The 23,488-nt window shown below is 58.2% G+C and carries 26 protein-coding genes; 16 read left to right on the forward strand and 10 right to left on the reverse strand.

Annotated features, from left to right (window positions below; translation table 11 throughout):
- Positions 1 to 175: 175 nt before the first annotated feature.
- Together P1S46_01255 and P1S46_01260 are read right to left on the reverse strand one after the other, a co-directional pair.
- Complete coding sequence (locus P1S46_01255) at positions 176 to 877, reverse strand: inorganic diphosphatase (GenBank protein ID MDF1535113.1); 702 nt, start codon at positions 875 to 877, stop codon at positions 176 to 178.
- A gap of 140 nt (positions 878 to 1,017) precedes the next feature.
- Entirely contained in the window at positions 1,018 to 2,538 is a 1,521-nt protein-coding gene (locus tag P1S46_01260; GenBank protein MDF1535114.1) for a choice-of-anchor I family protein, read from the reverse strand.
- A 114-nt stretch (positions 2,539 to 2,652) separates the two neighbouring features.
- Here P1S46_01260 and P1S46_01265 point away from each other — a divergent pair, with 114 nt between their 5' ends.
- The 4 genes from P1S46_01265 (at position 2,653) to fdhD (ending at position 7,412) form a co-directional block, all read left to right on the forward strand.
- Positions 2,653 to 3,078, forward strand: a complete 426-nt coding sequence (locus tag P1S46_01265) for an AAA family ATPase (GenBank protein ID MDF1535115.1) — start codon at positions 2,653 to 2,655, stop codon at positions 3,076 to 3,078.
- A 194-nt stretch (positions 3,079 to 3,272) separates the two neighbouring features.
- Positions 3,273 to 4,316, forward strand: coding sequence for a GSU2403 family nucleotidyltransferase fold protein (locus P1S46_01270; protein MDF1535116.1), 1,044 nt, complete (start codon positions 3,273 to 3,275; stop codon positions 4,314 to 4,316).
- Between the two features lie 185 nt (positions 4,317 to 4,501).
- A complete protein-coding gene (gene ligA, locus P1S46_01275) occupies positions 4,502 to 6,541 on the forward strand; it encodes an NAD-dependent DNA ligase LigA (protein MDF1535117.1) in 2,040 nt (679 codons plus the stop codon).
- 82 nt (positions 6,542 to 6,623) lie between these two features.
- Entirely contained in the window at positions 6,624 to 7,412 is a 789-nt protein-coding gene (fdhD, locus tag P1S46_01280) for a formate dehydrogenase accessory sulfurtransferase FdhD (GenBank protein ID MDF1535118.1), read from the forward strand.
- A 355-nt stretch (positions 7,413 to 7,767) separates the two neighbouring features.
- Here fdhD and P1S46_01285 read toward each other — a convergent pair whose 3' ends face one another.
- The 5 genes from P1S46_01285 to P1S46_01305 all read right to left on the reverse strand — a co-directional run bounded on the left by P1S46_01285 (position 7,768) and on the right by P1S46_01305 (position 10,244).
- The gene (locus P1S46_01285; protein ID MDF1535119.1) at positions 7,768 to 7,926 is read right to left on the reverse strand and encodes a hypothetical protein; all 159 of its coding nucleotides are present in this window, start codon (positions 7,924 to 7,926) and stop codon (positions 7,768 to 7,770) included.
- 100 nt (positions 7,927 to 8,026) lie between these two features.
- The gene (locus tag P1S46_01290; GenBank protein MDF1535120.1) at positions 8,027 to 8,785 is read right to left on the reverse strand and encodes a hypothetical protein; all 759 of its coding nucleotides are present in this window, start codon (positions 8,783 to 8,785) and stop codon (positions 8,027 to 8,029) included.
- Positions 8,786 to 8,925: 140 nt separating this feature from the next.
- Entirely contained in the window at positions 8,926 to 9,432 is a 507-nt protein-coding gene (locus P1S46_01295) for a hypothetical protein (GenBank protein MDF1535121.1), read from the reverse strand.
- A 164-nt stretch (positions 9,433 to 9,596) separates the two neighbouring features.
- Complete coding sequence (locus P1S46_01300; GenBank protein MDF1535122.1) at positions 9,597 to 10,019, reverse strand: type II toxin-antitoxin system VapC family toxin; 423 nt, start codon at positions 10,017 to 10,019, stop codon at positions 9,597 to 9,599.
- Positions 10,020 to 10,244, reverse strand: a complete 225-nt coding sequence (locus P1S46_01305; protein MDF1535123.1) for an Arc family DNA-binding protein — start codon at positions 10,242 to 10,244, stop codon at positions 10,020 to 10,022.
- A gap of 206 nt (positions 10,245 to 10,450) precedes the next feature.
- On the opposite strand from P1S46_01305, the gene P1S46_01310 reads away from it, so the two are divergent.
- From P1S46_01310 to P1S46_01320, 3 genes are all read left to right on the forward strand, one after another.
- Positions 10,451 to 11,827 (forward strand): hypothetical protein, encoded by a 1,377-nt coding sequence (locus tag P1S46_01310; GenBank protein MDF1535124.1) that lies wholly within the window; start codon positions 10,451 to 10,453, stop codon positions 11,825 to 11,827.
- Positions 11,828 to 11,849: 22 nt separating this feature from the next.
- Positions 11,850 to 12,950: a hypothetical protein gene (locus P1S46_01315; GenBank protein ID MDF1535125.1), complete on the forward strand. Its 1,101-nt coding sequence runs from the start codon at positions 11,850 to 11,852 to the stop codon at positions 12,948 to 12,950.
- A gap of 199 nt (positions 12,951 to 13,149) precedes the next feature.
- The gene (locus tag P1S46_01320; GenBank protein MDF1535126.1) at positions 13,150 to 13,311 is read left to right on the forward strand and encodes a hypothetical protein; all 162 of its coding nucleotides are present in this window, start codon (positions 13,150 to 13,152) and stop codon (positions 13,309 to 13,311) included.
- Positions 13,312 to 13,560: 249 nt separating this feature from the next.
- On the opposite strand, the gene P1S46_01325 is transcribed toward P1S46_01320, so the two are convergent.
- Positions 13,561 to 14,658 carry an ATP-dependent 6-phosphofructokinase gene (locus tag P1S46_01325; GenBank protein ID MDF1535127.1) on the reverse strand — a complete coding sequence of 366 codons (1,098 nt, stop codon included), beginning with the start codon at positions 14,656 to 14,658 and terminating at the stop codon, positions 13,561 to 13,563.
- A gap of 321 nt (positions 14,659 to 14,979) precedes the next feature.
- Here P1S46_01325 and P1S46_01330 point away from each other — a divergent pair, with 321 nt between their 5' ends.
- The 9 genes from P1S46_01330 to P1S46_01370 all read left to right on the forward strand — a co-directional run bounded on the left by P1S46_01330 (position 14,980) and on the right by P1S46_01370 (position 21,059).
- Positions 14,980 to 15,972 (forward strand): aldo/keto reductase, encoded by a 993-nt coding sequence (locus tag P1S46_01330; protein MDF1535128.1) that lies wholly within the window; start codon positions 14,980 to 14,982, stop codon positions 15,970 to 15,972.
- A 124-nt stretch (positions 15,973 to 16,096) separates the two neighbouring features.
- Entirely contained in the window at positions 16,097 to 16,612 is a 516-nt protein-coding gene (locus P1S46_01335) for a hypothetical protein (protein MDF1535129.1), read from the forward strand.
- 178 nt (positions 16,613 to 16,790) lie between these two features.
- The gene (locus tag P1S46_01340; GenBank protein MDF1535130.1) at positions 16,791 to 17,303 is read left to right on the forward strand and encodes an RNA polymerase sigma factor; all 513 of its coding nucleotides are present in this window, start codon (positions 16,791 to 16,793) and stop codon (positions 17,301 to 17,303) included.
- Positions 17,300 to 17,890: a hypothetical protein gene (locus tag P1S46_01345; protein ID MDF1535131.1), complete on the forward strand. Its 591-nt coding sequence runs from the start codon at positions 17,300 to 17,302 to the stop codon at positions 17,888 to 17,890. The genes P1S46_01340 and P1S46_01345 overlap by 4 nt, the downstream gene beginning before the upstream one ends.
- Before the next feature lie 33 nt (positions 17,891 to 17,923).
- Positions 17,924 to 18,271 (forward strand): hypothetical protein, encoded by a 348-nt coding sequence (locus P1S46_01350; protein MDF1535132.1) that lies wholly within the window; start codon positions 17,924 to 17,926, stop codon positions 18,269 to 18,271.
- A 22-nt stretch (positions 18,272 to 18,293) separates the two neighbouring features.
- Positions 18,294 to 19,238 (forward strand): hypothetical protein, encoded by a 945-nt coding sequence (locus P1S46_01355; GenBank protein ID MDF1535133.1) that lies wholly within the window; start codon positions 18,294 to 18,296, stop codon positions 19,236 to 19,238.
- 76 nt (positions 19,239 to 19,314) lie between these two features.
- Positions 19,315 to 19,929, forward strand: coding sequence for an HD domain-containing protein (locus tag P1S46_01360; protein MDF1535134.1), 615 nt, complete (start codon positions 19,315 to 19,317; stop codon positions 19,927 to 19,929).
- On the forward strand, positions 19,929 to 20,417 hold the full coding sequence (locus tag P1S46_01365; protein ID MDF1535135.1) for an HD domain-containing protein: 489 nt from the start codon (positions 19,929 to 19,931) through the stop codon (positions 20,415 to 20,417). The genes P1S46_01360 and P1S46_01365 overlap by 1 nt, the downstream gene beginning before the upstream one ends.
- 54 nt (positions 20,418 to 20,471) lie before the next feature.
- Positions 20,472 to 21,059 (forward strand): DUF2179 domain-containing protein, encoded by a 588-nt coding sequence (locus P1S46_01370; GenBank protein ID MDF1535136.1) that lies wholly within the window; start codon positions 20,472 to 20,474, stop codon positions 21,057 to 21,059.
- A gap of 35 nt (positions 21,060 to 21,094) precedes the next feature.
- Here the strand turns inward: P1S46_01370 and P1S46_01375 are convergent, their stop codons facing one another.
- Entirely contained in the window at positions 21,095 to 21,442 is a 348-nt protein-coding gene (locus P1S46_01375; GenBank protein ID MDF1535137.1) for a hypothetical protein, read from the reverse strand.
- 132 nt (positions 21,443 to 21,574) lie between these two features.
- Positions 21,575 to 22,939, reverse strand: a complete 1,365-nt coding sequence (locus tag P1S46_01380) for a VWA domain-containing protein (protein MDF1535138.1) — start codon at positions 22,937 to 22,939, stop codon at positions 21,575 to 21,577.
- Positions 22,940 to 23,488 lie beyond the last annotated feature (549 nt).

The following is a 23,488-nucleotide window of genomic DNA, read 5'->3' on the forward strand; positions in this document are numbered from 1 at the left end:
ATCAACTGACAGGGTCGCAAAAAGTCCGGGCGGGACTTTTTGCTCGACGGAAAGCGAAAAGTGTCATTTTCGCTTTCCCCCAAATCGATGTCTCCCATTGCCGGTCATTGATGATCACCCGCCTGTTTAACGGGCGGACACACCTCAATAGTGGGAACGTTCCGCTTCCCGGGCACTACTGGATGGCAAAATCCTTGTAGGCCCTGACCGTTGCGTCCAGGACCTTCCTGGCTGCTGCGGCGTTCCCGAAGCCTTTGGCCTCAATACCGCTTCCAGGACCTTTGTAGCTTGTGAACCAGATCTCCAGGATGTTGGTGATGCCCGGGTATTTTGTCTGCAGGGCCTCGATGTCGTTCACGTCGGACAGGGGGCCATCCAGGGGCACCGCAACAAGCTTGTCGTCCTGCTCACCATCTTCCAGCAGCCTGAGTATGCCGATGAGCCGGCATTTGACCACTGCCCCCCTGGGGAGAGCCGGTCCAACCACGATGATGTCAAGGGGATCTCCGTCACCACCCAACTCCTTGGGGAGCAAGGTTCGTGAAACGGATCCGTAATTGCCGGGGTAGCCGAGGTAATTGACGATCCGGGGCTTGCCATTCTTGAACTCCCACTTGATGCTCCCGTCCTGCCTGGACACTTCCCACTTGGCGTTGGTCCCCGCGGGGATCTCGATAACCACGTTAACGCTCCCGTCGGATTCGACGGGATTAAAACCGTTGTACAGGTTGTTCGGTGCCTTCAGGGTGTACGCATCCACAACTTTTACCCCGGGAGCGACGAAATCGATCCCCTCAGCGGACGCATAACCGGCTGCGATCGTTGAGACGAGTACAGCCAACAGGAAAATTGCCGCTTTTTCCGCCACTCTTTTCATCTTAGCCTCCTGTCCTTCGAGACGATCCCGAAGGGAATATCGGGATCCTTTGGCCCTGGCACGGATACGTTTTCAGGGTCGCGCAAGTGTTATGTGCGGGCCAGGGCGACAATCACCGCCCTGGCCCATCCTTGTCCAAATCAAGGCAGTATCTTCTCCCGAACCTCGAAAACGGTTGTCGTTCCGCTTATCTCATAAGCTACCGTCAGCAGCGGATTACCCGTTGGGCTGTTTTCTGCTTTTATGTAGCAGATCCCCTCGGGTGACACGTTTCCTGCGGGCTCGATCAGCGGATCGCGGGAAAAGTTCCGTGTATTTATGTACTGTACGAAGTATGGAGCTGCCGGGTCGGAGACGTTGTACACCATTATCCCGCCAATACGCTCGAGGCCGACAAAAGCGTATACCCGCCCGAAGGCTCTGCCGATAACCAGCCCTTCCGGCTCGGGACCCTTGTCATCGCTGCGGCCGTCGAACGTATCGTATTCCTCATCGGAGTTGAAAACGTCGGGGTAATAATCAGCCGTGACCTGCTCCAGTTCGCCTCCGCTATCGAACACCTGGATACCATCCGCAGTCCAGATGGAAAAGGAGCGTGCACCGTAGGCGTAGAGGGCTTCGAACTCCCCATCCCCATCCGCGTCACCCCTGGTGGTAGTGATCTTCAGACGGCCTAGTCGGGCCTTGTCCTGCAGTTCGGCTGCGTTTTGAAAATAATCCGGGTCGAGAAGGATGTCCTTGACACGCGCCTCCTCACTGAACCCCGAGTAGTCTCGAGAGTCGCCCTCGTTGGCAGTGATGATGAAAGTTTCACCCTTGACCTGGTAGGAGGCGATGGAATCTGGCAGATACATGCCAAGCACAGGCCAGTTCGTAATGTTGATCCCCGCGTCCTCATTGCTGGCGTCGAGGGTGTTGCCGGGAAGGTTCCAGTCTTTAAACCCGAGTCCGACGATATCCGTGACACGGGATTCGTGGATGTCGATTATGGCGAGGGCGTTATTTTCCTGCAGGGTGACCCATGCGGTCCTGGAGTCCTGGGATATGGTGATATATTCGGGTTCCATGTCCTCGGCAACCGGTGCTCCAGGTCCGAAGATCCGTACACTGGGGTCCAGAACCGTGTCGTTAAAGGTGTTGAAACCGGCCGTCCGTACACTTTCCTGGGTGAGGCCGGAGACGCCGAACCTCATGTCGATGATGCTCACCGAACCTTCAGGGTCATTGGTGTAATCGTCATCGGGTTCACCCTCGTTGGCGATGAGGACCCAGTTCCCGTTGGGGGAGAAAGTTACCATGTCCGGCAGGGCTCCAACTGTTACCTTTTTCAGAAATTTTCCGTCGGTATCGAAAAACACCGCCGACCCGGGAGCCTGTTTGTCAACATTCTCCACCGCGGCGCAGACGACCCCGTTGTGCACGGCGACGCTGTTGGCTGCCTGGCCATAAGGAGACAGATCGATTGAAAAAAGAAGAAGCAGGTTCGCCGGGTCGCTCATGTCAAGGACATCGATGCTCCGGCCAGCGCCGTTTACCACGTAAAGGCGCTGCGAAACCGGATCGTGGGCTACGATCTCGGCCGCACCGGCGGCGTAGATACCGGTCGCGTAAGTTCCCAGTGGAACAAGTTCTATGGTCGGATGAGCCGCGGCTACAGTCAACAGCGAAAACCCATAAGACACTGTAATCAAAAAACTTTTCAAACAAAAAGGTAGTCCGCCCCCGCTTATGATTTGCAAGATGGAGACCATCGGCCGTGTCATTTTCGCCGCGAGATGAATACCGGGCGACTTGTCACGCCGCAGCCAGGCCTCTGGCGTGACCGTGGCGTGACAAGTCGGAGTGACTCGGGACAGGCACACCCGGTTGTGGGAATTACCGGTGTACGGCAGACCGGCATGACAACCCTTGCCCGCATGATCGCCTCCCGGTGGAGCGATCCTGCACACTTTTTCGATCTCGAGGACCCGGCGGACCTTGCCAGACTGCAGGATCCCATGCTTGCCCTGAGGGAACGGGAAGGTCTGATCGTTATCGACGAGATCCAGAGAATCCCTGACCTTTCTCCCACCCTGAGAGTGCTTGCCGACCGCAACCGCTCCCCTGCCGGATTCCTGGCCCAGGCAGTTTGCAGGCTTGGAGTTGAGCCTGAGGAGTGTTTTTCCGGGCGACCCACGCCGGCGCGGAACTGGACCTTCTGATAGTGAACGGGTCGCAGAGAGTCGGTATTGAGTTCAAGAGAACCCGTTCACCTCAAGTGAGGCCATCCATGAGATCGGCAATTGGACTATTTGCGACCCTATCAAAGATTAACAGGGCGCATTTGACGCCCTTCAAATAGCCCTTGTGTTATACGCAGTATTGGTATAGTCTGCGTATAACACAAGGAGTCATCATGGAGCGAATACCCCTCGAAACAAGGACTCTGTATGCTGAGCTGATGGAACAGCTGATCGCCTTTGAGGCTCATCGTTCCATAGGGAAACTTCCCGGAACCTTCACCACCAAGGAGGTCAAGGGGGAGACGTATCACTATTTCCAGTATTCTGAACCCGGCGGCGTCAAGAAACAAACCTACCTTGGTAAGGATTCACCGGCCCTGAGAAAGGTCGTTAAGAACTTTCACCAGGAACGGGAGTCCAATCGGCTGGACCGCGAGGGCATTCAGAGGCTTTGCGCACTGCTTAGAGCCGGGGGTGCGCTCGTTACAGACACGGCTTCGGCGAGGGTGATAAGGTCCCTCGGTGAAGCCGGCGTTTTCCACCTGGGCGGTGTCCTTGTGGGGACCAACGCGTTTATCGTCCTGGGAAACCTCCTGGGGGCCAGATGGGACAAGGCGGCACTCAGAACTCTGGACATCGACATTGCCGGCGGGGCCAGGATGGAGGTCGCCGTGCCCCAGAGCAGGGCCGACATCCCCGAAGCTCTGGAGAACCTCCAGATGGGTTTTCTTCCTGTCCCTCCTTTTAATTCCAGGGAGCCCTGCACCTCTTTCAAGGTGCGGGGCAAGCCGCTTCGGGTGGACCTGCTGACTCCGAAGCGTAAAGGGTCCAGGGGCGGTCCCGCCAGGCTGCCCAGGTTCAACGCTTCCGCCATCCAGCTGCCTTACATGGATTACCTCATCGAAAATCCTGTCAAGGCAGCCGCCATCAACGGTGGAGGAATCCTGGTCAACGTCCCTGATCCGGCGCGCTTTGCCTACCACAAGCTTTTGACGGCGGGTGAGAGGAGCGTGACCGAGCACACGAAAGTTGAAAAGGATATCCTTCAGGCTGCCCAGGTATTCGATCTGCTCTTTGAAGAACGCCCTGAAGATGTCAAAATGGCCAGGGAGGCGATCCTGGGCCGGGGTAAAACCTGGTTGAAAAAGGTGGGCGACGGGGTGAAGCGGCTCGGGAAACTTCACCCGGAACGGGACTGGTCAGAAGCCTGGATTTAGGATGGGAGAGGGCTTTACCTGGTTTGACGAAATAGAAGAAGGGGAAGAAGAGGAAGAAGGGGAAGTGTGAACTGTCATGGGTCCCCTCAGCGTTCCTCCCGCCTTCGTTACTCCTGATGCGTGAATACGGCGTGGCAAGAAGCCGCTTGTTCTGCGGTTAAATAGTTTAGATTTTGAATCAAACCATGACTCTACCTGACCACATAAAAGCCGAAGCTGCCCGTCTCCGAACGGAGATCGAGCGGCACAACCGCCTCTATTACGTCCTTGACGCGCCGGAGGTCTCCGACGCCGAGTATGATGCCCTGCTCCGCCGCCTTGTCGAGATCGAGGAAGCGCACCCCGCACTCCGGACTCCGGACTCGCCCACACAGCGCGTTGGCGCTGTTCCCGCTGAACAGTTCGCCCCGGTACGCCACACGATCCCCATGCTCTCCCTCGCCAACGCCATGGACCCGGAAGAGGCGCTCGCATTCGACGCCAGGGTCAAGAGGTTCCTGGAAACCGAAGAGGAGATCGTCTACGTGGCCGAACCCAAGCTGGACGGCCTGAGCGTGGAACTGGTCTATGAGGAGGGTGTCCTCACCGTTGGGTCCACACGGGGAGACGGGGTCACGGGGGAGGATGTCACCGCCAACCTGAGGACGGTAAAGTCCATCCCATTACGATTGTCCCCCGTCGCCAAGGCTATGGGGGACGAGTCGCCTGTGCCCAGGCGACTCGAAGTGCGGGGAGAGGTCCTCATCACGCGGGACGATTTCGAGCGGCTCAACGAATCCAGGGATGCCGAGGGGGAAGAGCCCTTCGCCAACCCGAGGAACGCTGCAGCAGGTTCCCTGAGGCAGCTTGACCCGGCGGTCACCGCCTCACGGCCCCTGGACGGCTTCTTTTATGCTATTGGCCAGGTGGAGGAGGATAGCTACCCTGACAACCAGTGGGAGCTGCTCGACTGGCTTAAGGGGCTGGGTCTAAAAATCAATCCGCTTTGCAGGCGCTGTTCGGGTATTGAGGAAGCTCTGGATTTCTACAGGTATCTCCTCGGAAAACGGGAGGAGATCCCTTACGAGATCGATGGCATGGTCGTCAAGGTGGACCGGTTCGATCTGAGGGGAAAGCTCGGAAACACTGCCAGGAGCCCGAGGTGGGCCATTGCGGCAAAATTTCCTCCCGAGCAGGCAAGAACTGTGGTGGAGGAGATCACCGTCCAGGTGGGGCGGACCGGAAAGGTAACCCCGGTGGCCCACCTTTCGCCCGTACGCGTTGGGGGAGTCATGGTGTCCCGGGCCACCCTCCACAACCAGGACGAGGTGGCCCGCAAGGATGTCCGGATCGGTGATACGGTGGTGATCCAGAGGGCGGGGGACGTTATTCCTGAGGTAGTAGAGGTCATCCCCGATCGGAGGCCCGAGGGCAGCCAAGCCTGGTCCATGCCGGCAAAGTGCCCGGTTTGTGATGCGGGTATTATCCGGGTGGAAGGGGAGGCAGCTCACCGGTGCAGTAATATGGCGTGCCCGGCACAGGTGAAAACACGGATCTTCCACTTCGCATCCAGGGGAGCCATGGATATAGAAGGCCTGGGCAGAAAGACGGTCTCGCAGCTGGTTGACCTGGGCAAGGTGTCCCTTCCCTCGGATCTGGCAGCCCTTTCGAAGGAGGACGTGCTTGAGCTGGAGCTTTTCGCGGACAAGTCTGCAGAAAACTTCGTTAAGGCAATCGAGGAAGCAAAAGGCAGTCGCACGGCCGACCGGCTTCTCTTCGGCCTTGGCATTCCCATGGTGGGACAGGTTGGAGCTAAATTGCTGATGGCCCGTTTCAAAACCTTCGAAGAACTCTCCGGGGCCACCGAAGAGCAGATGCTGGATATCCACGGCATCGGTCCGGAGATCGCCGGGCAGGTGGTCTCGTTCTTCGCAGAACCCGTTAACCTGGCAGAAGCAGAAAAACTCTGGGAGACCTTCCGGCCTCAACAGGTGGCAGGAGCTGTGAAGGACGATCTTGCCGGGAAGACCTTCGTGCTGACCGGGGCCCTGGAGGGGTACACCAGGGACGAGGCGAAGGCGGCCATCGAGAAACTGGGAGGCAAGGTCACCGGTTCGGTGAGTAAAAGGACCGACTACGTGGTAGCGGGCGCCGACCCGGGGAGCAAACTGGCAAAGGCGGAGGAGTTGGGGATAAAGGTTTTGGGGGAAGACGAATTTGTGGAGATGCTGGGGGAAAACAAGTGACAAGGGGGAAGGTGCAAGTGGAAAGCAAACGCTTTTTCTTTCCACCTTCCACTTTCCTCTTTCCACTCATATCGGAGAAGAGATGAGTAACGAAAAATCCCTTGACAGAGAAGTCGTCCAGATTGACGGCAATAAAGCTGAAGTCACCCAGCGGTCCGTCGTCCGGGAACTCCCCCTTACCATCACCATCAACGGCAAGGAGTTCATCACCCTGCTCACCACCGGGGACGCCAACAGGGAACTCACCGTCGGTTTCCTTCTTTCCGAGGGGTTCCTGAAAAAAAAGGAGGACCTCGTGGACATCCGTGTGGACGATGAGGCAGGGTCTGTGGAGGTGACCCTCGCCGGCGATGTCCAGATGATGGAAAAGCTCTGGAACAAGCGGGTGGTCACATCCGGCTGCGGAAAGGGCGCCACCTTCTATCACGTCCTCGACTCCCTCCAGGCAAGCCCGGTCACTTCGGACCTTGCGGTCACCCCGGACGAGATCCATTATCTCATGAAGGAGCTGCACCGCAGGTCGGAGCTTTACAGGGGGACCGGGGGCGTCCATAACAGCTGCCTCGCCGACCGGGAGGGGATCCTGGTTTTTCGTGATGACATCGGGCGGCACAACGCCGTGGACAAGATCCGGGGGGTCTGTTTCCTCGAGGGGATCGACCTGGCCGACAAGATCCTGGTTACGACCGGCCGGATGTCTTCGGAGATCGTGATCAAGGTGGCCAAGATGGGGGTTCCGATCCTGGTGTCGCGGTCGGCTCCCACGAGCCTCGCCCTCGACCTGGCCCAGAGGTCCGGGTTGACTCTCGTGGGCTACGTGCGGGGGGAGAAGATGACGGTGTATACGGGGAAAGAACGAATCCGGTATTAGTGTCCCCTTCGGGGATGGTGGAAACCCCTCGCCTTCAGGCGAAGCAGGTTTTCCTGAAGTCCCCGAAGGGGACGATGGTTTGCCATCCCCCGACTGAAGTCGGGGGGATTCCGGCGATGGATTGTAATTTGAAGTACCGCCGTCTGAAGACGGCGGTATCAAGTGGCGCTTCAAGTCGAATTCATTCAACGCGCCACTTCAAGCCCTCGGCTTACAGCCGAGGGTCTAGCTGACTCGAGACCGGATTCGTTCGTGCATGAAGTGCATCAAGTGCATGGAGTGCAGGAAGAGGGTCTCCTTGCACAGGTACCCCGCCAGATTAGCGGGTGCACTTTTGCACTCGTGCACTGATTTTTCAGCTTATTTCTTCCACCTCTTCCCCTTCCTCCTCGTCACCCTTGAGGGGCGACACCGGCGTCTTCCTCCTTTCGAGAAGCGGCCCAAGCCAGGCAAACCGCTCGGACTTTCTTCGCTCCTCGTAGGACTCGACCTGACTCTTCTTTTTGTCGCTCATGGCAAGCTCCTTAAGTGAGAACCAAGAACTAAGTACTAAGTACTGAATACTGAATACTCCTTTCCTGCACTTCCTGCCCTCATGCACCTGTTCACTGCCTTTATTCCTCCAGATCCAGAAGCGTATAGTGGTCTTTTCCGGCTCCCTTGAGCTCTCCCTCCACGTGGATATCCACGGCAGTGTCGTGCACCCAGGCGACCTGAACGATCCTGAGGGTTTCCGGGTCGTAATCGGCAAGGAGGTTTCTCAGGCTCCTGATGTTGAGGCCCTGGCCCACCTGTTCGCGGGGGCAGGTGAGGAGAAGCTCACCGGTTCTGGCGTGGTGGATCCTGAAGAGGTTGCTCATTTTTTTCGCTCCTGGCGCCTGGCCGGTCTGAACAGTGGCAGCCCGGGACTGCGGGAGTGCTGGTGAGGCCGGGACAGACGCGGTCTTTCCAGTCGGTGTAAAGGGGGCTGAAACCGGTTGGCCGGATCGGGAAGAGGAGCTTAAACGGTGGGCAAACCAGTACCCCGGGGATGTGGCCAGGTGATAGCTTGTGTAGAGGGCAGCGACGATGAGGAGACTGGATGCCGCGGCTCCGATAAAGGGGAGGGAGGCTATGGAACCGGCTTCGACAGCGCCCCGTACCGCGGCGAACCCGTCGATTAGCAGGGCGGCCAGGGCGGCCCCCATTACGGCGAAAGCGTAGGTGACATTTTCAAAAGCCCACGCTGTCAGCAGCAGGGACTGCACTCCCAGGACGAGTAGCAGCCATGGCGTGCTCAGGTCAGCCATGAATACGTTCCGGAAGACAAGGTGCATGACCAGGGCGAAAACGATGGCAGGCGCCACGACCTGTACGGTGCTTTCCTTCCTCAATAGTGATCTCCCGCATGCAATGGGCCTGGTACGGTCGGCAAGGTAATGAGTGGCAACAAAAGGGATCGGCCGAGTGGGGGCCCTGCCAGGTTTTTATTTATTCTAGCATGGAAGGTCCCACGAGTGAATCGGAAGGGGAGCTATTCGACGGCGGCTATCCGGTCCTTCAGGCTGTGATCGGAAAGGACCGGCCTGGCTTTTCCGGAGAGCTTTTCCAGTGGATTGCCGAGGGGGTGGTCCCTTAAAAGGTTCACAAAGCGCAGGATGTTCCACGCGCTTCGCTGCAGGCTTTCTTCGCCGATGCGGCTCGTTCCGTGGATGATCCTTCTGCGAAGCTGAACCGAGCTGACGATGTCCGGCCACAGTTTGCCGGCTGCCATGGGAAGGGACTCCTCCCACTCTTCCCGGCTTATGACCCTGAAAAGGTAGATAAATCTCGGGTTGTCGATGCGTTCCTCGATCAGGGCGTCCCGGGCCTGCTGCACTGTCCACCCCTCACGCTTGGAGGCCAGGATGAGCATCCTCCTGCGTACCGCCTCCCAGAGGGTCCACGATGCCGTGAAGGCGGTAAGACCATCGGGTGGATCTGAGTTGAGGGCTTTTTCAGCCCTCCTTTTCAATTCCAGGAGGTACTTGGGGTTGGGCAAGGCTCAATTTTCTCCTTTCCGGCAGGTCGAAAATTGAGATTCGAAAGGTTAAGGTGGAATGTGGAAAGGAGGATCAATCAACGGTGTGAACGACCAGCCTGTATTTTAGTGCTTTCACCTTCTACTTTCCACTTGTTACTTTCCACTCCTTCGTTGAGCTTTGCTCAGCGAAGGTCCCCCACCCACTTGACGTGGACCGAGAAAGGCGTCCCCCGGACAATATCGTACAAAGTCCGGCTTGTTGTCACGAGGCGGCAGTCGCTCTGCACGGCCAGGGCCAGGGATAGGCCGTCGCCCAATGGGCGATCAAGTGACGTGGCGATCCGCAAGGCCGCCTCCATGAGCGGGCTGGCAGGGACGAAACACAGTGGCGCTGCCTGGAGGGCTTCCAGGGTGGTCAGACTCTCTTCCTGGGTCAACTCCCCGAGCCGTGTTTTTGCAGTGAGCAGCCTGGCTGCCTCGGTGAGCAGGGTGTCGGGGGCAAGAAGCTCGTTCCCCCCGTCCAGGAGGCGGGCTGCAGCGTTCGAATGATCTTCGGGTACGAACCATTTGACTACGAGGGACGGCTCGACGACGAACCGTGCCATCTAGAGGGCTCCTTCTGCAAGTTCGCCGCTGTCAGTATGTTCACGGCCGCCAAGCATCCGTCTTATCCTGGCGGCAAGAATGGCCGCATCCAGGGATTCGGCCTGGGCCGCGCTTTCAATGATGTTTTTGAGCTCCGACTGCATGGATCGGCCGTTGCGGTGGGCCCTGGTCTTCAGCTGTTTGATGGTCTCCGGGGAAAGGTCCCGGATAAGGATGTTGGGCATAGCGAAATCCTCCTTAAAGTGATAACATAATGATATCATCACTCTAGGTTGATTTCCAGTGCACAGTTCACGGTGCACAGTTCACGGTTTACTGTTCACTGAAAACCATTAACCGTATACTTCTCTCCTCCTTTACCTCCCCCCCCAATCCCGTTAAAATGTCCTGTCATATAAACCGTCCACGTGTGTCCCTTCCCGGAGGTGCCATGAACACCGGACCATCCCAACCCATGTCCGCCGGCAAACCGGTCCTGATTGCCTCTGTCGCCTACACCCTGGTTGCCTATGCCACTTTCAGCGGGCTGTGGGGGATCGTCATCGCCCCCCGCCTCCTGCTCGTGGTTGTCGGCGTCCAGGCGGCCATGCTGCTTCTGGGAGGCAGCAGGGTGCTGACCGGCCTCGGCGTCGCCTTCCTTGCCGCCCTCCTGGCCGTAGCCGCCTTGTTCGCTGCTGTTTTCCTTGTTTTCCCGGCCTCCGTACTTTACCGGGCTGCCGCTTTGGTGGGCGGTGTGTCAACCATCCTTTTCATCCTTTTTTCCTTTGCAACCGCCTCCAGGGACCCGATCGCCGTTGTTGAGGAACCGTCGGACTCACCTGGATCAAAAAACCCGCACGTCCTCTTCGAAGATGAGGAGACTGGTGGCCAGCCGGGATCGCCGGCCAAGGGCGATGTGCGAAGTGCGAAGGATGGAGAAGAGACTGCTGATGAAGAGGAGCAGGGTGAATCGCTTCTTGAAATGACGGGGGAATCTGTAACGGAATACGAGTTCGACGATCTTTCGGACGAAACACTGGAAATATCTCTGGCCGGGGGGAGCGAGGAGCTTTTCCCGGAGGAGGAAGATAAAACGGATCAGGACGAGACGTCCATTCCTGAGGACTGGGTTGACGCAGCCGCAAAGGAAATAACGTTGATGGACTCGCAAAAAGTCTCTTCGAGCCATTTTGCGGGATTATCGTCGTTGACCGGGACAGAAGGGGAAACCGGGGAGGCGATACCGGGACCCCTTGTCCCTGATCCCCGGGCGGCCGGCGGCGGGAAACTCCCCCCTCCCGCCTATCCGAAAGAATACAGGATGCGAACCCATTACCGCGTCCTGGATTCGGGGAGCGGTGAACTGTACGGTGTCTATTACGGGGACGAGGGGTACGCCAGCCTGGATCTGGTGACCCTCGGCGCCCTGCTGGGAGAGAGGATGGGGTCGGCCGAGCTGGCCATCGTCAAGCTGGACTGGTCCAATTTCGATGAGGTCGAAGTCCACGTGCACAAACCCGGGATCGCCGGGTCGGAAAATGTTCTGCCTCTGCCGGCCGCCGAAGCGGATGAAGACGGCATCAGGGCACCCCGTTTCGTCATCTACGACCGCAGAACTATCCAGCCCATGAAAGAGTACATACCGGAGGGGGACCGCCCCCGCATCGACCGGCTGACCCTTTACAAGCTGTTTCCGGAGTTCGATTTCAAGACCTTCGAGATCGAATCGATCCGCTGGCACGAAGATGAGGTCCGGATCTTTATCCGTGGGGAGAAAAAACGAAGTTCAAAGTCCAAAGTCCCGAGTCCACAGGGGACGGACGATTGAAAATTAACCCGAGATCTTAACTATGATGAAACCGTTAACCTCATCCATTCTTACCGCGCGTACCGTCACCATATGTCTCACGGTTCTCCTGATCCTGTCCCTTATCCCGGTTTCCAGTGGTACCTTCCTGGAGGCGGCCCTCGGGAAGGCCGGGCTGGATCAGGTAAATGCCGCCGCCCGTGGCTATCTCCAGGACCAGCGGGACCAGGCCATCAAAGGGTTCCTGGTCCTTTCCGCCCTCAAGGTAGGGCTCGCCGTCCTGCGCAGCTCCGAGATCGGGCTTGTCCTGAATGTCCGTATCGGAGATCTTGCGATCGCCGTTTACGATTACGTCAACTTTGCCTGGAAGGTCATGCTGGCTGCGGTTGCCTGGTTCTACCTGGCCGATTTCTTTCTGGACCTTTCCGCGAAAGTGGACACCTGGTTCCTCTGGGCAGCCCTGATCTGCTTTTCAGCGGCCGGATGGCTAGCTCTTCTCAGTGTCGAAAAAAGGGTACTGAAAAACCTGCTTCAACGCACCGGAGTAGTGGCTGCCGTCTTTTCCCTGATCCTGTACGTCGCGCTTCCCCTGGGTTTTATAGGAGCGGGCTGGGTATCGGCCAACGTTACCGGGACCGCCATCGTTGATGCCAACCGTTTCCTGGAGGACCTCCAGGACGACATGCCCTCACTTCAGGAGAGCGGGAAAAAAAGCCAGACCTCTGCCGGCGATATCCGCACTCCGTCGGTGACGGTTCCTTTCCCCTATGACGGAACCGACCCTTCAAGGGTTGTTGTGGAGGATGAGGTCCGGAAGGGGGGCTTTGGCGGTTTGGTTGAAGGCATCGTATACGGCCAGAAACTGAGGAAGTTTAAAAACTACCTCGAGTCGAGGTCCAGTGAACTGGCCTCGGTGATCCTCCGCCAGACGGCTGCCTACCTTTTTAATATTGTCCTTCTGCCCCTGCTCATGGTCCTCTCCCTGTACATGGGCGGGAAATATGTCGTCTCTTTTGCTCCTGCCCGGCCTGTCTCTCTTGCCCCGGGCACCGGGTCGGCGATCCCGGATCTGACCGAAGCGATCAAACGGCTGGAAAGAAGAATGGGGAAAACGAGCTTGGATAGAGAAAACCCTGAACCGTGAACCCTTCGACAAGCTCAGGGCAGGCCGTGAACCGGGGAAAGTGAAAGGGGAGCTCAACTCTCAACTCCTCCCTTTCCCCTCTTGTTCTCCGTGAAAATATCGTTATATTAGCGTTAAGCGGCAGTTACGGTTTGCAGGCGTTTTCTTCAGTCAGGCCGTTTGCCGATAATAAATCGGGCGAGGGTAGGAGGACTGTAAAATGACGGACAACAGATTCGAGGACAGAAGAACAAGCAGTGAAGACAGGAGAAGTCCCGGCATGGACAGGCGCCAGTTTGTGGACATTTCCAGGCCGACGGACAAGGAAAGGCGGAGCGCTGGTTCTGATCGTCGTGATGGGGCCCCGGACCGGAGAGGTTAAAACCAGTCCAAAGACCAAAGTCCAAGGTCCAAAGAAAATAGGCGGCCGATGGGCCGCCTATTTGACGCTTATGCTCTTTCCTGGTTCTTGGCTCGTCGTTCCTCGTTCCTGGCTGTCAGCTATCAGCCAAAGTGTCCCTGGATTTCGGATCATCGCGACTATGTTGTGATTTCCGGAATGACGATTTATTACTCCGTGTCGCCGCATCTCCGTGTCCACGCGTCAGTTTTTCCGCCCTTCGCCCTGAATTCAGTCGCCCAGACAGGTCCCAAGTGATCGGGCCGTCAGGATCGTGTCGCAGTGTGACGGGACGTTCTTCATGCGCTGGGTAGCCTTTTCCAGGGGAACCTCGGTGACGGTGGGGGGGTCGAGTCCCACCATGACCCCGGTCCGTCCTTCCGCGAGGGTCCTCACGGCGGCGGCACCGAAACGCAATGCGAGGAGCCTGTCGAAGGTGGTGGGGGTTCCACCACGCTGAAGGTGGCCGAGAACTATTGAGCGGGTCTCCTTTGCGGTGCGACGGTTGATCTCCCCTGCCAGCCACTCGGCGAGTCCCCCTAACCGGACTTCCTGTCCCATCTCTTTTTCACCCCGGGTCATGATGGTGCCGCCCTTCGGCCTCGCGCCTTCCGCCGCGACCACGATGGAGTAGTTGCGGCCGCGCCGCTCCCGTTCCAGGATCGCTTCGCACACCTTCTCGATGTCGAAGGGGATCTCCGGGATGAGGATGACGTCGGCGGCCCCCGAAACGCCCGAGTTCAGGGCGATCCATCCGGCGTAACGTCCCATGACCTCGACGACCATGACCCTGCGATGGCTCTCCGTCGTCGGGTGGAGTTTGTCGATGGCCTCGGTGGCCGTTGTTACCGCGGTGTCGAATCCGAAGGTGATCACGGTGCCCTGCAGGTCGTTGTCGATGGTCTTGGGCACACCTACCACGGGGATCCCCTTCAGGTGCAGCCGGTGGGCGATGCCCAGGGATCCGTCACCGCCGATGGCCACCAGCGCGTCGAAGCCGTGGGAGTGGAACTTTTCCACCAGCTCATCGGAGCGATCGACCGTCATCAGCGTTCCGCTGACCTCTGTGGGAAACTGGAAAGGATCGCCACGGTTGTCGGTCCCAAGGATCGTCCCGCCGATGTGGGTGATGCCCCTGACCCGTTCTTCTGTCAGCGCGATGAGGCCCTCTTCCGGCGTCATGTCCAGCAGCCCCCGGTAGGCCTGCTTCATGCCCCAGACCTCCCATCCGAGCCGGATCCCCGAAATGGTGACGGCGCGGATGACGGCGTTGAGGCCGGGTGCGTCCCCCCCTCCCGTGGTTATGGCGATCTTGCGGATCAATTTCATAGGCAGCTCCGGCTGAAGTTAACAAGGTTGATGGACCCGCAAAAAGTTCCGGGTTGGACTTTTTGCGACCCTATCAAGTTTAACAGTTCACGGTTCACAGTCCACCCTGAACTGGAAGCGCGCTCGCGCCGCGCACCCAAAACCCAAAACCCAAAACCCAAAAACCAAAAACCAAAAACCAAAAACCCTTCTCCCCCTTCCCTCCCTGTTTCGTGTCCGTTAGACTATACCAGGTAACGGATCATCAGCGGGGGAACCAGCTTACATCGTTTATTTCGTACTTCGTTCCTTGTGCTTCGCACAGTTTGTAGGAGGTGCCAAATGGAGAAGCGAAACCTTGGAAATCAGGGGCTCACCGTATCGGCCATGGGACTCGGATGCATGGGGATGTCCGAGTTCTACGGCAGCGCCGATCAGGCGGGGTCCATGGCAACGATCCACAGGGCCAGGGACCTGGGCATCGACTTCCTCGATACCGCTGACATGTACGGCCAGGGCCGTAACGAGGAACTGGTGGGCAAGGCCATTTCCGGCATGCGCGGCGACTTCGTCATCGCAACCAAGTTCGGTGTGGTGAGGGACGAGGCCGGCCAGTTCCTCGGTGTGAGCGGCCGTCCTGATTACGTTCGGTCGGCCTGCGAGGGGAGCCTCAAAAGGTTGAGGATCGACACCATCGACCTTTACTACCAGCACCGGGTCGACAAGGAGGTGCCCATTGAGGACACCGTGGGGGAGATGTCGCGGCTGGTCGTGGAAGGCAAGGTCCGGTTCCTGGGACTCAGTGAGGCCGGTCCCGATACCATCAGGCGCGCCTGCGGTGTCCACCCCATAAGCGCCCTGCAGACCGAGTACTCCCTGTGGACGAGAGATCCCGAGAAGGAGGTCATCCCCACCTGTCGGGAGCTGGGCGTCGGGTTCGTCCCCTACAGCCCCCTCGGCCGCGCCATGCTGGCCGGGAAGGTGACGAAGGCGGACCAGTTGGACAAGGAGGGTGATGCCAGGCTCGCGCGTTTTCCCCGTTTCCAGGGGGAAAACTTCGAAAGGAACATGGAACTGGTCCATGGGCTCATGGCAGTCGCCGGGCGCATGGGCTGCACTCCAGGGCAGCTCGCTCTTTCCTGGGTCCTCTCCCGGGGCAAAGACCTGGTCCCCATCCCCGGTACCACGAAGATCGATCACCTGGAAGAGAACGTGAATGCCCTGGCAGTGCGGATCTCCCGGGCTGAGATGGAGGAACTGTCCGGGATCTTTCCGCCGGGCGCTGCTGCCGGGGACCGTTACTTCGAACACGGCATGAAAATGCTTGAAACCTGAAATGTGTTGTAACGAATTCCTCCCGAACCTGTCTAACTGCTGTAAATGCATGGGAAACAGGTTCCTGTGCCTGCCCCTGTACCAGGGGCACAGAAGTTTAACAGAGCAGGCAGGGAGGTTACCGATGGGTGGATCATTTTCGAGATATGCCATTTTGTTCCTGGGTTTTGCGCTGGTGATGTTCGCGGCGTTCCCGGCGGGTGCTGATGACGTCACGTTGCCGGACGACCTGAGGCAGTTCATTACCGATAACGTCGTCGATGAGCAGCAGGATGTCCTCGAAGAAGCATCCCAGGCCCTGGAGGCGGGTGTTTCAGGGCAGTTCATCGAAGGCGCCATACAGAGTTCCCTCGATGCGGGCCTGACGGGGGAGAGTATCCAGGAGATGCTCGAAAACCTGGCTGAGGCGTACACGGATGGAACCGGAGAAAACCTGGATCAGATCGTTGATGAATATATCCAGGGTGGACCCGATCTGGATGATGCCGGTGACCTGGATGATGACGAGACGGAGATCGAGCACGATGGCGACGACGGTCCCGACGACGGTGACGACGGTGACGCCGGTGACGACGACGGTGACGATGACGGTGACGATGGTGATGACGGCGACGACGGCCACGGTGGTGATAAAGACTGATCCGAACCTCGTCTGATAACCTTGCAGATGTGGTAACAGGACGGCCGCACTCCCGTTGGAGGCGGCCGTCTCCTTCGTTTCCTGCAAAGGTTTGGCTGTAAAACTTGAGAAGTAAACTATAACCTGTACAGGTTGTAACGTTCCCTGTCACTTCCTGTCTAAGGGGTAAAGATCGTAAATGGACGAGGTACGGTTCCAGACCGAATATGAGCAGGTCGCAGATCAGCTTTTTACCTGCCTTGTCAGGGCCACCGGGGACAGGGAGTGGGCAGCTGACCTCCTCCAGGAAGCGGCCTTCAGGGCCTACCGGGCCAGAAAGGGGTTTCGCGAGGACTCCGCCTTCAAGACATGGATCTACCGTATCGCCATGAATGTGATGAAAAACCAGATGATCCGACAAGGCAGGGAACGAAGATGGGCAGTGGAGCAGGGTTCCCAGGATCTGCCGTCTCGGCAGACACCGGAGTCTCTCCTGTCCGGGAAAAGGACGGCCGATGAGTTGTCCCGGGCCCTTGAGATGCTGGAAGAGGGTTACCGGATGCCGTTTCTGCTCAAACATGTGGATGGAATGAGCTACAGGGAGATCGCCGAGGTTCTGGATGTCGGTGAAGGGGCTGCAAGGGTCAGGGTGCACAGGGCACGTCACGCCCTTGCGAACCTGCTTAAAGGATCATGGGAGGACGGGCAGTGAAGCCTGAAGATCTCAACATGGCCCAGCTCTACCTTGACGGGGAGTTGGACAGGGACCGGGTAGCTGCCTTCGCCAGCCTTCTGGAAACCGACCCTGGCCTGAAGGAGTACCTCGACCAGCTCGCAGAGGTGAAGGATCTGGCCCTGGAGATGGAGGTCATGAGAGCACCGGAGCTTCGCCCTGGCTCAAAGCCTGCGCCTCCGATGGCCCTGGCCCGTCTGTCAATAAGCAGTTTTTTTGCCGGTGCAGCAGCTGCTGCGGCCTGTATCCTCCTCGGTTTTGGCCTGGCAGGCCGGATCCAGCAGCCTCCTGTATCTGTGGGAGGGGAATTCATGTTCCGGATGGTCTACTACTCTCCTACAGCCCGATCGGTGTCGGTCCTGGGTGATTTCAACGGCTGGTCCGGCGAGATCCCCCTCCGGTCCGGCCAGGGCGGTTACTGGGAGGCTGAGGTGCGGGTACCCCCTGGAGAGTACCGGTACGTTTTCGTTGTGGATGGACGGCAGTACATCCCTGACCCAACGGCGGATTATGTGATCGATGATGATTTCGGTTCGAAAAATTCAGTTGTCCGGATCGGTCTCTAGAGCTTTCCTGAGAGTCGTGGTCCCGGTCTCGTAGTGCTGGCCTTGACGGCCTGCTCTCATTTTCCGGTTCGGGATACGGGTTCCCTGGGAAGTGTCCGGTTTGCCGTCAGGACACCTGGCGCCGACGAGGTGGACCTGGTCCTGTTGAGGGGGCAAACGGACCACCCGGTCATGGTCAAGGTCCTAGCTCGGCCCCTTGCAGGAGATCTGTGGGTGGTGGAAATGGACCTCGTACCGGGGGAGTATCGATATTTTTTCCTTGTGGACGGTGTTGTCACAGTCAATGGAGGCAGGAGCCGGGTTGAAAAGGATGATTTCGGCGGCGTTACGGGGATACTCAGGGTGTTCAGGGGTGATAATGGGGAGATCCAGGTCTACTGATGGCCAGGGCGGAGGAAAGACGATGAAGGGCATAAAAAAGGGGCGCGGCTGGGCCGCGACAGTAGCATCCGTTGTTTTTGCCGGGCTGTTTTGCGCCCTGGCAGCTGCGGGTCCTGCCCGGGCCGCTGAACTGCCCCCTGAACTGAAGCAGAAACTTGCCGACGGCCTGTCCGATGGCGCTGTGCGCGACCAGGTGCGCGTGAACCTTTCAAAAGCTCTGGAGGGTGGGGCGTCACCCGACGCGCTGGTGCACCTGGTGGACCGTGTCCTGGAAGGAGGCGTCAACCCCCTTGCCCTGGAACATCTGACCGGCACCCTCGCCCGGGCTGTTGAAAGGAAACTGCCCCCCGGGCCGGTGGTCGCCAAGGTTCTGGAGGGAGTGGCCAAGAACGTCCCCGGGGATAGGCTGGTCATGGCAGTGGACAAGGTCCTGGAACGTCTTGAATTCGCAGGCGAAGTGGCTCGTTTGGCCAACAGCCGGGATGACGATCGTGATGAATTCATCGTCCGGACAGCCGATGCGGTGGCAGCCGGCATGGATCGAAACAGGCTACGCTCCCTTGCTGTCCGGATGGCGGAAAGAAAAACCGGGAACAAGGTCTCCTCGCTCCAGGTCATGGAGATCGTCAAGACCGCCAGCGGTTACGGAATCGCCCAGGACAAGGTTGAAGGCGTTGCACGGGCCCTCATGGATGATGAAAGGGCGGACGGAAAAGACGTTCAGCGGATCCTGAGATCCCTCGTCAAACAGGACGGTGACCGTGATGGTGCCTGGAAGAGCGATGAAAAGGTTCGCGGGGACAATGACGGTGACGACGGTGACGATGGTGGCGATGGTGAAGGGACGGATGACGGCTCCAATGATTCCGAACACGATGACGGACCTTCCGGGGATGACGGCAGCGGGGGGTCGGATGACAGCCACGAGACCAGCGAAAGCCCCGGCGGGGAGCCGGAGCACGACTGATCCCCCCCTGGATTCGGTGGCGAACCAGGGGGACCGCGGTTTACTCCATGCCCTTTTGACTATTGCTTAGACAAGGTTGCTGGTCTCCCTATATACCGGCCTTATGGTCCTTGAGCCTTCACGAAGAATCCTCTTTGACCTGGTCGCGGTCCTTTCCGAGGCCATGGATCTTGTCAGCCCCCTCGTGGTGGACCACCACCGATGGACCTCCTGGTTTGCTGCGCAGATCGCCGAGAAGATGGGGCTGCCGTCCCTTGAGCTTTCCAGGGTCGTCATGGCGAGCCTCCTCCACGACGTGGGGGCTTTTTCCCTCAAAGAGCGTCTCGACACCCTCAATTTCGAGTTCGAAAACCCCCAACATCATGCGCGATTGGGCTACAGGCTTCTTCACGATTTCGGCCCCCTCAGGGAGGAAGCCGTGATCATCCGGGGGCATCACTCCTGGTGGAAGCCTGTAAAGGAGGATGAGACCGGAGGAGAACAGGTTCCCCCTGGCAGCCACATTATTCATCTTGCGGACCGGATCGCCATCCTGGCCAGCGGGGATGAAAGCGGCAAGGTGGGCGTTGAAGATGTCCTGGAGATGATAGGTGTACGGGAAGGTACCGTCTTCATGCCGGCTGCTGTCGAAGCTTTCAGGAGCCGGCAGCCACTGGGGGGGTCTGGAAGGTTCCCCCTGCACCGGGCTTGATGGAGATGCTCAAGGGCAGATCGGGTGGGAATGCCATGGTCATCGATGGTGGCGACCTGGAAAACCTTGCCCGCCTTTTCGTCAGGATCATCGATTACAGAAGCCATTTTACCGCCACCCACTCGGCGGGGGTGGCCGCTGTGGCCGGGGTGCTGGCCCGCGCTCTGGGGTTTTCCGCAGTAAACTGCCGGATCATCAGGGTGGCCGGTTATCTCCACGACCTCGGCAAACTGGCCATTCCCACCGAACTCATAGAAAAACCCGGGCCTCTCGATGAGGTGGAGTACCTTCATATCCAGGATCACGCCCTCCAATCACGCAGGTTCCTCGAGAGGATCCCTGAACTGGGCCATGCTATCGAGTTGGCGGCCCAGCACCATGAACGCCTTGACGGCAGCGGTGACCCTGAGCACTGTACCGAAAAAGAGATCGCCTTTTTTATATTCTTCATTGGGATCGTTTACGTTATAAGCGTCAATTCGACATAAGGTCATTCCGGCCTGGTAACGCTTTTTTATGACTGTTTACATCGGGAGGAGAAGATGGATGGAATTATCGGGGGCGCCGGCTTTATCACCCCAATGGTGATCCCGCTGCTCATTTTCCTGGCCAGGATCGCTGATGTTACCATCGGGACCTTGCGTATCATCTTCGTGACCAGGGGGCTTCGGTTCCTTTCGGCGGCTTCGGGATTTTTCGAGGTGTTCATCTGGCTCCTCGCAATTCGCCAGATCATGGTCAACCTCGACCACTGGTTGAATTTTTTCGCCTATGCGGCAGGTTTTGCCGCCGGAAATTACGTGGGGCTCAGCATCGAAAGGTACATTGCCATCGGGCATATCATCATCCGCGTCATTACCCACCGTGACGCCACCGATCTTGAAGAGCATCTCAGGGACCGTGGTTTCCCCGTCACATCGGTGGATGCCGAAGGGGAAGCCGGCCAGGTCAAACTCCTGTTTACGGTGGCCAGGCGCAGTACCCTCCCCGAAATTATTGCCACGATCAAGCGCTTTAATCCCCTGGCTTTTTACACCGTGGAAGACCTGCGGTACGTCAGTCAGCCACCGGCACACCCCATGGCACGGCGGCACCTTTTCTCCCTGAGGGGAGGCAGGAAGGACAAGTGAGAAAAAAAGGGAAGAGGGGAAAAGGTGCTGGATCTTCAGAAAGGCGGGTTGATAAAGTAGGCTGTGATCCCGGAAACACCCGCGAAAAATGCGTAGAGGATCTCGAAAGTATGCCAGGTCCTGTCATTCCGGGCGCCCAGCCGGTTGCCGGTCCTCACGGTGATGACAGCCGCGTAGAGGGCAGCTGAAAGGGAGACGAGGAAAAGGAGCGGGGACGTTCCGTGAAGGTGGATGACGTGGTCGGGAATGTGGTCGAACCAGTAGAGGATCCATCCAAGGCAGGCGGAAAGGGCGCCGACATCGGCTGAGATGATCAACTTCCCGAACAGGTTCCAGTACTCCTTGGGGGAAAGATGGTTCGTGCCGATGACCGCGCTACTCATGAAACGCCTCCCCTGCGATAAGATGGATGGAGAGACAGTATATAATGGAAAGTTAATATTTGTGAAGTGTCACCCGGAAAAATGGGAACAAAGGGCGGGGTAGTTTATACGGAAACCACCCCGCTCTTTGTTTTACTGCTGGTTGAGCTGTTGATAGCTTCTGTATTTCTCGTCTTTCTGCATCTCCCTGACCTCACCGGGCGCCATGGTATCCAGGTCGTCCAGCTTGTCCGAGTAGGTTTTGATCCTTTCCATTTCCATCTTCACCGCAGGTGCTTCAGGGGATGGGGCGGCCATCAGGGCGCCGACTGCCTTTCTGATGATGGACATGGCACCGGCACGGTCGCCTCCGTCGACTTTCCTGGCCGCTTCCTCCATCAGGACGTTGGTTTCGATGACGGCCTTTTTCTCCTGGACTCCGGCGTCAAAACTTTCCCGGTAGCGCCGCGGGTCGTCGATGACGGCCAGTGAGACCGCTTCTGTCGATTCACGGAAGACCTTCCCTGAGGCGGGGTCCGTGTAACGCACACTTACCTCTGCAACTTCCTGGTTCCCGATCCGACCGGTAGGAACATTCAGCTTCGCCATGAGGGTGCGCGTTTCCCCTGCGCTCACGTCACCGAGTCCGATGACGGCGGAACTTCCCTCGAGCTTCCAGCTGTGACCGGGCGCTGTCTCGAACCGGGCGCCTCCAAGGGGACGGATGATGATCTCCACCCCGGAGGCGGAGGTGCGGGCCATCATGTTGAACTCCCTGGTCAGGGCGGCGACGATGTCCCCGGGCCTGGAGAGGTAATGGTAGCTGCCGCCGCCCCCGTTGGCCATGGAAGCGAGGAGGTCCTCGTCGAAATCGTATCCCATGCCGAAGGTTGAGACGGAAACCCCGTCCTCATACATGGAACTGGCCCGCCTTCTCAGTTGACCGATGTCGGTGACGCCAACATTGGCCAGCCCGTCGGAAAGGAGGACAACCCGGCTGATGGTCCCTTTTCTTCGTTGTCTTTTGGCCTGTCTGAAACCTTCCTCCAGGCCTCCCGAAAGGAATGTCCGGCCCTCGGCGCGGATCTCGTCGATAATGCGATGAAGCTTCCAACGGTTTGTAACCCGACAGGCCGAAACGGGGACGTGAACCCTGTTGTTGTAGGTCACGATGGTCAGGATATCGTCAGGACCCAGGCGGTCGACCAGCATGTGGGCCGCCTGCAGCACGTGTTCCATCTTCCCCTCCTCCCCCATGGATCCGCTTCTATCGAGGACCAGCGCCAGGTTCAGTGGCGGCCGGTCCGGAGAGGGCAGGATGTCGGGGGCGATGACGCGGACCTGGATGGCGCTCGAACCGTCTCCTTCGTAAAGAACCGTGGTGTTTTCGGGCCTGACGTCCATGTTCAGGGCCAAAGCCTGTGAACACATCATCGTCAGGAGCATTGCCATCGCCGCGAACAGGATCGTGACGGCCGGCGGACATCCCAGCGTACGGTAATCGGTCTTCGTTTTCATGGCGTTCCTCCAATGTCAGGGTCAATTCCAAATTCCATATTTCAAATTCCAAATGTGCTTTCTTTCCCCTTTCCCCTTCTCCCTTCTCCCTTCTCCCTGCTACCTTTACCCTTGCCGGGCCGGGTTTATTCCCGGCAAAGAACTGGAAGAGGGGAAAAGGGGAGGAAGATCAGTATCGGGGTAACCCCTCGACTCCGCTCGGGGCAGGCGGGGTATCGGTGTGTCGGGTGAAAAGCCAGTCATTGTGAGGAGCATCGAGGCTGGCGAGAGCAACGTGGCAATCCCAGGGTCAAAAGTCTTAACGCAAAGACCGCAGGGACGGCCCATTGGTAGGCCGCTCATCCCGCAGAGGGCCGCAGGGAGAGCCAGTTCCCTCGGAACAAAACGGGGGAAACAGCCGTGATTCGTGACTCGTGATTGGTAAAGAACAGTTTGAGATTTACACCCAAAACGCAAAACCCAAAACCCGGAACTGTTTTTTCGAAACGCGGATTCACTCTGGAATAAATCCCCCCATCCTGTGGTATATAGGTGGGCAGGAGGTGGTCG

The sequence above is a fragment of the bacterium genome, from assembly GCA_029210545.1.
Lineage (GTDB): Bacteria > BMS3Abin14 > BMS3Abin14 > BMS3Abin14 > BMS3Abin14 > JARGFV01.